This window comes from Vibrio sp. 99-70-13A1, assembly GCF_013114625.1.
Classification (GTDB): Bacteria; Pseudomonadota; Gammaproteobacteria; order Enterobacterales; family Vibrionaceae; genus Vibrio.
Genome location: NZ_VTXD01000013.1, coordinates 17,132 through 29,855, shown reverse-complemented (window position 1 = coordinate 29,855; position 12,724 = coordinate 17,132). Strand labels below are relative to the sequence as shown.

The 12,724-nt window shown below is 41.9% G+C and carries 6 protein-coding genes and 1 pseudogene; 5 read left to right on the top strand and 2 right to left on the bottom strand.

The annotated features are described in order from the left end of the window. Window positions 1-217: 217 nt before the first annotated feature. Window positions 218-1,471, bottom strand: a complete 1,254-nt coding sequence (locus F0226_RS10230) for an SGNH/GDSL hydrolase family protein (protein WP_171735537.1) — start codon at window positions 1,469-1,471, stop codon at window positions 218-220. 534 nt (window positions 1,472-2,005) lie between these two features. Here F0226_RS10230 and F0226_RS10225 point away from each other — a divergent pair. From F0226_RS10225 to F0226_RS10205, 5 genes and pseudogenes are all read left to right on the top strand, one after another. Then, window positions 2,006-4,048, top strand: a complete 2,043-nt coding sequence (locus F0226_RS10225) for a prolyl oligopeptidase family serine peptidase (RefSeq protein WP_171735536.1) — start codon at window positions 2,006-2,008, stop codon at window positions 4,046-4,048. Continuing rightward, on the top strand, window positions 4,049-6,190 hold the full coding sequence (locus F0226_RS10220) for a TonB-dependent hemoglobin/transferrin/lactoferrin family receptor (RefSeq protein WP_171735535.1): 2,142 nt from the start codon (window positions 4,049-4,051) through the stop codon (window positions 6,188-6,190). It abuts the gene before it with no gap. 9 nt (window positions 6,191-6,199) lie between these two features. Continuing rightward, window positions 6,200-8,443, top strand: a pseudogene (locus tag F0226_RS10215) (proprotein convertase P-domain-containing protein); the annotation flags it as partial. 139 nt (window positions 8,444-8,582) lie between these two features. After that, a complete protein-coding gene (locus F0226_RS10210; RefSeq protein WP_171735533.1) occupies window positions 8,583-10,055 on the top strand; it encodes a DUF1566 domain-containing protein in 1,473 nt (490 codons plus the stop codon). 2 nt (window positions 10,056-10,057) lie between these two features. Then, the gene (locus F0226_RS10205) at window positions 10,058-10,615 is read left to right on the top strand and encodes a DUF1566 domain-containing protein (RefSeq protein ID WP_171735532.1); all 558 of its coding nucleotides are present in this window, start codon (window positions 10,058-10,060) and stop codon (window positions 10,613-10,615) included. A 175-nt stretch (window positions 10,616-10,790) separates the two neighbouring features. Here the strand turns inward: F0226_RS10205 and F0226_RS10200 are convergent, their stop codons facing one another. Next, complete coding sequence (locus F0226_RS10200; RefSeq protein WP_171735531.1) at window positions 10,791-12,434, bottom strand: methyl-accepting chemotaxis protein; 1,644 nt, start codon at window positions 12,432-12,434, stop codon at window positions 10,791-10,793. Window positions 12,435-12,724: the final 290 nt, after the last annotated feature.

Sequence of the window (12,724 nt, the reverse complement as noted above, 5' to 3'; positions counted from 1 at the left end):
GGAGTGGTATATCCTGCTGATTGCTAAACTCCCCTTAAACACTTTGTTTAAGGGGAGTTTTATGTGGTTGCACTAGTCTATTGATATTGATGATTTCGCTGACCCAGAATGTTTTTCTGCAGTCCCTTCTCTATACAGGATAAATCAAGCGAGTTCTCAAATTAAAGTACTAACATGTTAATAAGCTAATAAGCTAATAAGCTAATAAGCTAACAAGTTATTCAAAGTGAAAGGTAGAGAACGAATTTTTTAAGATATTGTCAGCAATGTATTTATGAGTCGCCGTTGTTGGGTGAGTCACTCCCCAAAAAACATAGCTATCCGACCCATACGCTGCGCAATCATTGGTTAAACTATGGCTTTGTAAGTAATCGATTGAAGAACTGCGTTGGATATTCAAACAAGCATCGCTCGCATTTCTAAAACCATGTGATTCAGGGGCATTTGTCATACTGGTAAAGAGCGCATTCGCGTCAAAAAGAACGATGTTTTCACCTTTAGACTGGTAGTACGCCGCCTGTTCTTTAATGAACAAATTAAACTCATTAATCTTCGCTCTTACTTTCACAATTTCTTCTTGAGTTGAATACTTAAACTGCGGTGCATTGGTTGCATCAGGTAGAGTAAACAGAAGAATGTTTTTTGCGCCAGAATCGCTCAAACGAATAAGGGCACTGCTGAAATCGGCTTTCACATCAGACACTTCTCGGTTGTAATTCATAAAGTCATTTAAGCCGAATTCCAGAGTGAAAAGTGTTTTCTCTGGGCGATAGTTTTTCGCCATTTTCATGTAAGTCAGATAAGACGTAACTTGGTCATAGATCCCAGTTAAAGCGACGTATTGGTTAGTGCCAGCTGCTCCGCCGACCGCCCAATTATACAAAGGAATATCTTTGTCTTTGGCTAAGTACTCCGTCCAAACTAATCCATTTGAGAAGTGCCCTAAAAACCATGAATTTGGGTTGGGGAATATCCATTGAGAGCCGTTAAATAAGTTACCCGTGTCAGATAAACTGTCTCCAAAAGCGACAATGCGGTTGATGGTATTGGCTTGAAAAACGTTATCATTTGTCCAAATTGAGTGATTATAAGAAAAACGGTTATCGGCGGCAAAATACGTGATATCGGCGGTATCATGCTGTAAATCGAGTGTATCTTCACAACGTTGCTTTATCTGGCTTTGTGGAGTGTCACTGAAAAACATATTTTTGAATGAGACTGATGACCACCAATAACCATCGACAGTGAAATAATCACCATTTTCATCTTCAGCCCATTCCCAATCGGTGGCTGGGGAGTCATGTGTTGCATCTGTTCTATACCAGCAGCGCACGTAAGTATAAGTCTCAGCAGTCTGGGTCTTCATAACCTGTGCTGCGGTGATACTTTCTGGAGTTACTGGAATCTCTTCCGCCGCGAATGCTCCAAAAGCCATTCCCAATGTAGCGGTTAACGTTGTTAGTTTCTTCATATTAGTCATTCTTCTTGTTGTTTTGGATATAGCTCGGTATTGGCATAGCTCGTTGGTCGTTATAAACAATCAATTCGAACTGGTATGACCTATATCTTTCATCGATAAATTACTGTCAACTCATTCAAAATTATTAGTGCGTTTACTGGTACTAACATCTGAGTTTCAACGAAATTAAGGTGGGGAAATGGCTATATGTTTAGAGTTTTTATTCAGAACTAGTGTTGATCTTTGATGCAACAGAAAATGAATAAATTAAAAGTTAATCTTGTGAGTACTAATATCTTTTGTTTTGATTTTTCAACTTAAGATGTTGATATTTAATGTTTATTTTCAATTTATGAGAGTTGATTAAGAAATGATTAGTGGAATGTAGGAGTATTGTATCAAGATAAAAAACTGTTATATCGATCATAAATGAGATAAAAATCGCGACGCAAGTCACTAATTAATGAAAATGATAATTGATCTCATTATTATTTAGGTGCAATATACGCTCGATTTATGGAATTGACGTATGGATTTGCTTTATTTATGAAACTCATTAGAGCGCTGTTAGTGACTGTTGTTTTTTCAGGAAGTGTTTTATCTGAAGATAATCTTGCGTGGTTGAGAGATGACAGCCGTGAGAAAACTGAAGTCTTGGATTACCTCAAGAAAGAGAACGATTTAACGCAGCAATACCAAGCTCAAATTCAACCTTTTAGCGATGCTCTACTTAACGAATGGCGAAAAAATACCTCCGTACGTTCTGAGAAACCTTGGCGAGAAATAAGCGGTTTTGAATACGCAGTACAGTCTCGTAAGCTCTTGTCTAGACCAGTTGGTTCGGCCGATGAAATCGAACTCTTTGATATCGCCAAACGTGCCACTACATTCGATTACTATCAGCTAGGCGCGTGGGCGCTTAGTCCATCTCGAACTCAACTGGCGATCGCCGAAGACCTTGATGGCTCAGAGCAATACACAGTAAGTATTGTCGATTTAGATTCTGGTGTTATCACTAAACTGGCAAGCAAGGTTGAAGCATCAGTCACTTGGGCTTTAGATGAGCAAAGTCTCTTTCTTATCAAGCAGGAAACACAGACGACTCGTCCCTTTGCTGTGGTTGAGTATGAGCTGAAAAGTGCCTCTGAAAAGCTCATTTTTCAAGAATCTGATACAGCTTGGTTGGTGTCGACTTACTTAACCAGTGACAAGAAATTTTCACTTGTTCAATCAAACAGTGACAGCAGTAGTGAGCAGCGCTTACTGAACCTTGAAACAGGAAAGCTTTCTAAACCGATCAGAGCACGACAAGCGGGAGTCGAGTACTACGCGGATAAATTTGGTAATCAATTTTATATAAACAGTAACCATGAGCGTTCAGGGTTTGAACTGTACTTAGCTAACTCGACATCAGCTGACTCAGAATCGCCTGAGTTCACACTTATTGAGCCGCTTTCACAATGGCAGCCTTTACTGGAAGCAAGAGGTGACACTCATGTTAGCAATTTCTACTGGTTCGCTTCTGGCGTTGTTGCCGTAACCGAAAGTGGGTCTGATCAATACCTTAACTTCATCAATAATAAGGGTGAACTTACGGAGACTCAAAAGCTGGCTCAATCCGGTCAAGTGGCTTGGGTTAGTCAAGTGGGTGATTTCGATAGTAATAAGCTGCACATTCGCAGTATGTCTATGATCCAACCTGCTAAATGGGAAAAACTAAACACGCAGTCTTTACAGCGTGAAGTGTTCTCACAAGATGCGTATCCAAACTTCAAAACGGCTGAATATCACACCGAGCAAGTCTTAATTAAAAATGGTGATGAGTGGGTACCCGTCACTTTAGCGTATCGTAAAGACCAACTTACTGAAAAGTCGCCGGTTTTACTTTATGGCTATGGCGCTTATGGCGTGACAATGAAGCCGTATTTTATGCCTCAAATTATCAGCCTATTAGATAAAGGGATGATTTACGCAATCGCCCACGTTCGCGGCAGTGGTTATAACGGCAAGGCTTGGTACCAAGAAGGTAAAGGCACCAACAAACTTAATTCTATTTCTGATTTCGTCGCGTCGGCAAAGTCATTGAAGCATTATAAACAAGGCGATCGTCCTATTTATGCGATGGGTTCAAGTGCTGGTGGAACCTTGGTTTCTGCTGCTTTGAATCAAGATCCAAACGCCTTTGATGCGGCAATTCTAAAAGTGCCATTTGTAGATGTAGTGAATAGTATGTCTGATGAAACACTGCCTTTAACTGCACAGCAATACGGCGAATGGGGCAACCCTAACATCGCTGAAGAACTTGCAATGATGAAAGCCTATGACCCTTATTTGAATATTGTTCCTCAAGAGTACCCTCCAACATTGGTTCAAGTTGGGTTGCACGATAGGCGAGTGCCTTATTGGGAAGGCGCAAAATATTTCGAGAAATTGCGTTCAGCCAGCACTGGATCCGGTCCTTATTTTTTATCGACGAATTTTAATCAAGGTCATTCAACCGATCGTCGTCAATCTTTATCACAACAAGCGTTTGAATACGCATTTTTCCTATCCATTACACAGCAACAAGATAATAAAGCGGAGCAGTAAATGAAGCTTTCACCTATCTCAGCGGCAGTACTTAGTGTACTTGCTGCCAACATCGTGCACGCCGAATCTGAGGTTTATCAGTTTGAAGAAGTGATTGTTACCGCAAATAAAATAGAGCAGCCCCTATCTGAAGTGGCTGGCTCTGTCGCGGTTATCAATGGCGAAGAACTCGAAAAGAAAGGATCAACCGAACTGTACGATTCTTTGAAAGGTGAGCCAGGCGTCTCTGTGACTGGTGGTGCGGGGCGACCTCAAAATATTACGATTCGAGGCATGACTGGCAACCGAATTGTTGTGGTTAAAGATGGCATTAAATCGTCTGATGGCTTTGGCGCTGAAGACAATAATGACAAGGTAGGTCGAAACTCATTTGATATGTCGAATGTGAAAAGCATTGAAGTTATCAAAGGGGCAAGCTCTTCAGTTTACGGCTCTGGTGCTATTGGTGGTGTTGTCGTTGTTAAAACAAAGCAGCCGGGTGATTACTTACAAGATAGCGACTTTTATAGCGATGTTTCAGGAACCTATACGGGGATTAGTAATAAGTATAAAGGCGCTACGAACCTTGCATTCCGTTCAGGTAATGTAGAAAGCCTAATTAGCCTTGCATATTGGGATGGTGAAGAAACGCGCAACTACAATGAAGACTTATATAACCGCTCAGTTGATGGGGTCAGTGGTGCTTACACGCTGAATTATTGGGCAAGCGATGCTCTGATGCTGAAGGGTAACGTTGAATATTACAAAGAAAACCTAGGCAAAAAAGAAGGTCCCGCAAAGCTGCAAACGGATGATAGCTGGGACATCGAAGACTTTGATCAGCAAGCTTATACCGAGACGTTTTCAGTATCTGCGGGTTTGGAATACCTGCCTTTGAATTCTTGGTTTGAAGAGTTAGACGCAAAAGTGTATTGGCGCGATATGACCAATCACGACGTCACTAATCGTTTGATGTCTCGCACGAACAATAACGTATTTGAATTACGAAGAGTGATTGATAGCCGTAACTTTACCGACCAAATTATTGGGGCTAATGCGGATTTTATCAGTTCGTTTAATACTAAAGGTGCTCAGCACACACTGTCTTATGGCGTGAGCTTAGACGTCAGCCGTTATGAACGACCAAGTAGCTCAGTCACTTTGGATTGGAATGGGACGTCGACTGGCGGCAAAGTGCCGTTTGTTCCAGCACAAGAATATAATTTTGCAGGTTTCATTCGTGATGCCATTGAAATCAACCGTTGGACGGTAACTGCTGGTGCGCGTTTTGATGTTCATCAGTTAAAGCCTGATTCGCAAGGCTCTATCAGTGGTTATGAAGTAAAAGAAAAGAGCAGCAGTGAAATTTCACCAAGCCTGTCCGTAGGTTATCAATTAACGGATTCACTCAATACTTATGTTTCATACAACCATGGTTTCCGCGCTCCGGCTTACGACAAAATTTATGGCTATCAAAATCATGAATTCGTGCCTATCGCACCGTTCGAAATTATTCCGAACATGGATTTAGAAGCTGAAACCAGTGATTCATTTGAAATAGGCAGCAAATACGATAACGGTCGTACTCAATTCTACGCTGCGGTTTTCTACCAAAAGTTCGAAAACTTTATTGGTGTAGAACAAATCACGTTCACTCCTGATCCTGATACCGGCAACTACTTCAAACAGTTCCGCAATGTAAGTGGAGTCGAGACTCATGGCATTGAGGCGTCAGTCGCGCATCAATTTACAGAAAATTGGGGAGCCAGTACTCAAGTTGGTTTTGTGGATGGAGAAGACGGTAACGGAGAGAAAATTCGAACCATAACACCTTGGGAAGGTAACGCTGAAGTCACCTATGACAACCAAGCATTCTCGGCTTATACGATGGTGAGCTGGGCGCAAGCTATGGATAAAGTGCCTGAATGTGAGAACGATATTGGCATGGTAACGGATTGTGCTACGACGGTGGGCTGGGCAAGTGTTGATATGGGAATGAGCTATGCGTGGGACTTTGGTTTAGACCTTAGTGCGAACGTCATTAATCTGTTCGATAAAGAATATATTCGCTACCAAGATGTAGCGGGTATCGACAACAACGAAAAGCTGTATTCGACAGAGCCGGGCCGTTATTTCACGGTTAATGCTAAGTATGTGTTTTAAGGGCTCAGTATGATCAAATCACCTTTATGTGTCGCCATTTTATTGGCTTCACTACCCAGTGTTGCGGCGCAGTGGGATTACCCTCAAGGTAATACGTTAGTTGCCAATCAACAGGAAGCTCAAACTTACTTAGAGCAAGCCTATCCTAGTGTGGGTAGCTTGCAATTTCGTTATTCGAACCAATCTAAGCTTGGTCATCATTACAATTTTGATGTGTTCGAAAATGGCGTTTATCAGCAGCAAAGAACAGTTATTCTGACGACGGATAACGACCACCAAGTGTCACGTGTTTTCAAAAGCCTTGAAGACACGGTAATACGCAATGGTCTACCAACCACAGCCGGTGAACTTGAAGTTCCTCGTCAGTTGGAAGCGGAAAGACCGCCGACTTTAGCCAGTGGGCAAGTTGTTCAAGCAGAGGTTAGCATCTTTAGCCCCGACTTAAGAACGATGCATAGAAGCGCACCGCCTGAAAGCTTGCTGACAGACATTAGCCAATACCCTCACACACCGCAGTACATTTCAAAAGGTGTGGAAGTTCTGAGTCACACTGACGGTATTTATCTGACTAACAGCCGTGTTTCACAGGTAGATGCTGTGGCTTTGGTGACTGTGGATCAAAATACGGGTGAAACCGTCAGCCGAGATAGCCAGAACTTCCTTCCTGCAGAAGGAGTGACGACATTCGCAAGTTTAGCTGAGTTGAAACAATTAGATTGGCAAGACAAAAGATTCACTCAAGTGATGGCATTTGTGCACCTTGACCAATCGTTACTCTACTTAAATCAACTTGGTTTCCCCTTATTTGATAAGCCGTTAGAGTTTGACGGAAGAGGCTTATCGGCGGATAACTCTACCTATTATTACGGACCGAAAGCAGCATTATTTGGTATTGCTGGTGGATCACCTGATGCCTTAGATGCAGATGTCATTATTCATGAGCTTGGTCATGGGATTCATTACCAAATCGTTAAGGATTGGGCTTATGGACACACTGGCGCAATAGGCGAAGGTTTTGGTGATTACTGGGCTGGTAGCTTCAGTTTCCGCACTCAGTTTGAAAATGCACAAACTCAAGGGCAAGAGTTTGAGATCGATACCGTGTTCAACTGGGATGGGTATTTTGGTGTCCGCAATACTACCCGCAGCTTATGGAACCAACGAGCACGTTATTTTCAACATGCTGAATATAGACCTCACGAAAGTGTGGCTGGAGAGTTAGGTGATGAGCTTTGGTCTACACCGTTATTCCAAGCGTTAAAAAGCTCTGTTGAATTGTATGGGCAAGATGCCTTTCAAGAGTTTGACACCATAGTACTTGAGTCCATGTTTGGATTAGGTCGTGGCTTGAAAATGCATGACCTAGCGGAAAATACCGTGTTTGTGGCGCAAGAGTTATACCCTGAGCGTCGTTATACTGAAATCTTAAAGCAAAAGTTTGCGATTCATAATTTAATCATTGAACCATTTAACGTTGAAATAGCATCGCGTTATGTTCATCCAGAAAAGTCATTGACTGTCGACTTGTATCCAACCTCTCGACAAGCTGAGGTTGCAGGTGAAATTGACATTGCCGGATCAACAAAAGCTTTTACAAGTCAGCCCGTTAATCAGTTCTCTATAGAAACGGCTTTACCAATTGGTCAAGTTTGTGGCTCATCTATCGCGATGAACACATCATTAGATTACCAATATAACGCTGCGTTGAAGAAATTGAGCTGGCAGCACCAACTGGATCTGATCTATGGGATTCCAACACTGAATTCTCCACTGAAAGAAGTGAACAGCCCTTTACCTGATAGCAAATTGAGTTCATCTAATCAGCCAATCATAGGCTTTAAGACTTTTAACTTCACTTTGAATGATTCGGTTCAATCGGTAGGGGAGCAGTTTGGTGTTTACCTAGATATCGATCACCCAAGGCTTGCCGATCTAACCGTGACATTAATTTCTCCACGCGGTACTCGCGTTGATTTACTGAAGCATCAACCCACTCGAACTAATGGTTTCAACAGCTTCTTCACTTTCAAACATGACGCACTGCTTAATGCTTTTGCCAATGAGCCGAGCAATGGCACTTGGCGCTTAGAGGTTGGTGATTACGTGATGGGTGAATCAGGTCACTTGAATCGCTGGGCTGTCGGCATGGTTTCAGAATATGACTGTGGTGATGCGGCCGCTAAGGCTTCTTCATCGAGCAGTTCTGGGGGAGGAAGTTCACCATTGATCCTCGTATTGATGCTGTTTCTCTCGCTAGGTCGAGTGATAAATCCAAAAAATTTGTTATGCCTGACAAGTTTTTTAGGCAACACAAAGTCGTTATTTACCAAACGCTCTTTAAAAACACACGTTTTAAAAATGTTCTTTAAAAACACAATAAGAAGATAACTCTATGAAACCACAATTGACTATTTTGGCCATGTCTTTGGCTCTTGCGGGCTGTGGAGGTTCGGGCAGTTCCGAGACTTCTGCACCTACTTATACCGTTGCAGGTAAGATCACTGCTCAGAATGTTGCTTTAGAAAGTAAGGTTTGTTCTGACTTAAATGAAAGCTTTACCTGTGATGCTGGTGAGCCGACGACAACAGCAAATGCTAATGGCGAATTTAGCTTAACGAGCACGAAAAAAGCGCTGCTGTCACTGCCGTTATTGGTGGAATTAGACACAGGTGTAGCGGTTAAAAACGCAGATGGTGTACAGACGTCTTTGTCTTACATCGCTGCTCCGGGTCTGCAAAAGACAACGGGTAATGAAATTAATGGTATTAGTTCATTACTTGCTGGCTATGTTTTAGATGGTTACACCGTAGAGAATGCCAACAGTAAACTAAAAGCACAGCTGGCAGCTAAAGGCGTGACTATTTCAGGTGATATTCAAGATCACCTATCTGATTCTGAGTTAGCAAGCTTAGAGCAGAATGTGGTTTCATCGATTAAAGTGTTTGATAAAACGTACCGTGCTTACATGCTGGCACAATTGAGTGAAAAATTTGATAAGACGACAACCGACTTTGTTGGTGGTGTTTTAACGAATGATGAGATTTCGGCATTCTCGAACGTTATTACTGGCGAGATGAAAGGCTCGACAGAGTTAAATGATACAGGCGCAACTCTGTACTTCACGGATGCAGACGATACTCAAGATGTTGTTGACCAGCCAGACAGCTTCCCAGGTCAAGATGCTGAATACGGTTTTGATACCACAGAAAAAAATGCGCAATCTGGTAATGGTTTTAAGTTTATCAAGTTGGATGAAAATGGTCAGACTCTCGCAGATGAAGCGGCTCAGTGGTCTTGTGTTCTTGATGAGCGAAGTGGCTTAATTTGGGAATCTAAAACTGACGATGAAAATTCAATGCAGCATAAAGATCGTCAATTTGCTCTAGAACTTCCAGGTAAAGTGACGCCTTATGACCAAGATGTGGATTTAGCAACATGTAAGACTACAGGCGATAACGTTTGTACTACTCAAGATTATGTTGAGCATATCAACTCAATCAACCTTTGTGGTAAATCAGACTGGCGTTTACCTACTTTCCACGAGTTCTATAACTTGCTTGATTTTGGTGAAACGGAAACTCACGCAAATGGTAAGGCTTACGGTCTAACTTATAAGTACTTCCCGCATCAAAGTATTGGTGGTGAATACACAGAGATTGGCTCAGTGTGGAACCAGTCAATTATCTACAACATCTACTCAAAATCGACGGTTGAGGGCGGTTTCTACTACAACGAAATTGGTACTCTTGGTGGTGACAGAGGTTATATCAGTGCGCTAGAGATCTACTCTGGTGATGTTGATTCTTCAGATAATTACGATTCTTACCAATTCCCGGCTCGTTTGGTTTCACTACAAGGTAAATAGCAATGAAAAACATATTAACAGTCGCTTTAATTAGCCTATTTTCGGCAGGCGCTTTTGCTCAAGAATGTAGCCTAGACCTTGGAAGAACGGCATCTAACACTCGTTATGTAACGAATGATAATGGTACTTTCACCGATCAGCTGACAGGTTTGACTTGGATGCGTTGCCAATTAGGTAAGACTTGGGATAAGTCATCATTATCTTGTTCTGGTGAAGATGAAACTTTTTTATGGCAAAGTGCATTGACTATGGTTGAGTCCATCAATGACACCAATGGTAATCACGAGTTACACCAATTTGGTGGTGTTGAGCAGTGGCGCATGCCAAACATTAAAGAGCTGATCTCTTTAAAAGAAGTGGCTTGTCATTCTCCTGCACTTAGCTCAAAAGCTTTCGGGGATACGTTTAACTACGAAACGGGTGACCTAGAAGCCTATGTGTGGAGCTCGACTCCGGCTGGTGACGGGCAAAGCGTGATGACGTTAGATACGATTAACGCTGAGGTTTATCAGTACAACGCCGCGCAATATAAGTTTAGCGTGTTGCTTGTTGCTGAGTAAGCGTAGAGTTGATAATAAAAAAGACCGTGATAATCACGGTCTTTTTTGTATCTAGCACTTGCTGCTTTGTAACGAGTGCTTTTTGTTTTGTTACTAGAACTTATAGACAAATGTTAGTTAAGCGCTTGAGTCACTTGTAACTCTAACCTCAAAGACTCAAAGAAATGTCTGCAAGTTATACTTTAAAGTAATCAAGTTGCTGCTTTTGACGCTCAGCTAAATCTGATAACTCATGACTGGCAGCTGCTGCTTGAGTAATACCTGTAACGTTTTGGCTGACTAAATCGTAGATATTTGAAATATTGCGGTTGATGTCACCCGTTACTTGGCTTTGCTCTTCAGCGGCAGATGCAACTTGCGTATTAATCTCGGTCATATCCGTAACTGAATGCGCAATGTCTGAAAGTGCAGTACTCACTTCACTTGCTAACTCTTGGTTTTGCTGCAGCATCGCCAGTGAGTTATTCATGCTTTCATTGGCATTACCAGATTGAGTTTGAAGCCCTTCAATAATCGCTTGAATCTCTTTCGTTGAATCTTGAGTTCTGGCTGCCAACATACGAACTTCATCGGCTACTACCGCAAAACCGCGCCCACTTTCACCAGCACGCGCCGCTTCAATTGCAGCATTTAGTGCAAGCAAGTTGGTTTGTTCAGAAATACTTTGGATCACTTCAATCACTTTACCGATTTGCTCGGATTGTTCTTTCAACGTACCAACAACCTGAGCAGCATCTCCTAGCTGAATTGCCATTTTTTCATTCGCTTGGTGGCTTTCTTCAAACAACGTCATGCTATGAGTTGCCATTTTGTCAGCCTGTTTAGACGCAGAATCCGCAAGAACGGCATTTTCATTGACGTGTGAAGCCGTACTTTCTAGTTGATTCACGGCTGAAGCCACTTGTTCAACTTCTTGTTTTTCTTGATCTGAATTAGCGCTTGATTGTGTCATTACCGCGGCAAGTTCAGTAGAAGCTGAAGCAACTTCAACGCTAATTCGCATCAAAGATTCAACGGTTTCTCTTAGCTGGCTTACCGTTTTGTTCACATCTTGAGCTAGAAACGAAATTTCATTTTTACCTTGTTCGTCGGCTTTAACTAGTAGGTTTCCTTTCGCAACATCACGCATTGTTACTTGAAGGTTTCTAATAGGATTAACAATGATTCCAGCTAATAGCCAGCTACTTAAAAGAGCAATAGAAAGAATGATCAGTAGGGCAATGATGGCGGTATTTAGTGTTGAACTGTGTTTTTCACCGTTAGTTTCGACGCTTTCAATAGCGATGCGGTTGAGCTCTTTTGAGAGGGAGTTAATCGCTTTTACCATGTTGTTACCAGCATCACGATACTGTGCAGACGCGTTCTGATACTTCATTTCAAAATCATCAGAAAGGTAACTCTCCCCATGTTTGATTTTTAAAAGAGGAAGCATGGTTTGACGTGAAAAGTCCACATAATGCCCCATAGCTTGACGCATCATTCTTACTTCTTCTTGCATGCCAGGTACGGTATCAAGTGAGTCAAGTAAGCGTGAATTTGTGTTTCTTTTTTGATTAAGCGTTTCCACAAGAGTCTTTATATCTTCTGGGTTAAACAAGCTGTAGATGGCTTTGATACGCATCCCGTAGCTGTTGTCTACGATTTCACTTAACTCTTCTTTATGCAAAATCAGCTGGTCAGTGGCAACCGATACATCTTGAAAAGCACTTTCTAGCTTTTCGCCTCCAATGGTGATTCCACCAAGCAGAAGAACAATGGAGAAAAGTACAGGTATTAAAATCTGTACTTTAATGGATAAGCCACTTAAAAGTTGGCGCATGTTAAAACCCTCTTTACACTTTGATGGTTAGTTAAAATTCCAGTTGTTGAGAATAATTCTTATTATTTTATTTTCCGGCACCGATTCTATCCCGTCAGTCTGATAAATCAATCAATAAACCATTACATTTTGTTATGAATTAGGCGTTTTTAAATGCCATTTAATCGTTTGCCGTGCGGAAGGAGGGGACATTAACAGATACAGCCTACGGACTTTTGATTTATATCTAAAAAAGAATAGTGAGCTGTAAAGAAAAGTGCGCAGGTTTATAAGGGGCACAATTGGGCGGT

Excerpts from the sequence above, each read along its gene's own strand:
- F0226_RS10210 (WP_171735533.1), top strand. The coding sequence starts at position 8,583 with ATGAAACCACAATTGACTATTTTGGCCATGTCTTTGGCTCTTGCGGGC.
- F0226_RS10200 (WP_171735531.1), bottom strand. The coding sequence starts at position 12,434 with ATGCGCCAACTTTTAAGTGGCTTATCCATTAAAGTACAGATTTTAATA.
- F0226_RS10205 (WP_171735532.1), top strand. The coding sequence starts at position 10,058 with ATGAAAAACATATTAACAGTCGCTTTAATTAGCCTATTTTCGGCAGGC.
- F0226_RS10230 (WP_171735537.1), bottom strand. The coding sequence starts at position 1,471 with ATGAAGAAACTAACAACGTTAACCGCTACATTGGGAATGGCTTTTGGA.
- F0226_RS10220 (WP_171735535.1), top strand. The coding sequence starts at position 4,049 with ATGAAGCTTTCACCTATCTCAGCGGCAGTACTTAGTGTACTTGCTGCC.
- F0226_RS10225 (WP_171735536.1), top strand. The coding sequence starts at position 2,006 with ATGAAACTCATTAGAGCGCTGTTAGTGACTGTTGTTTTTTCAGGAAGT.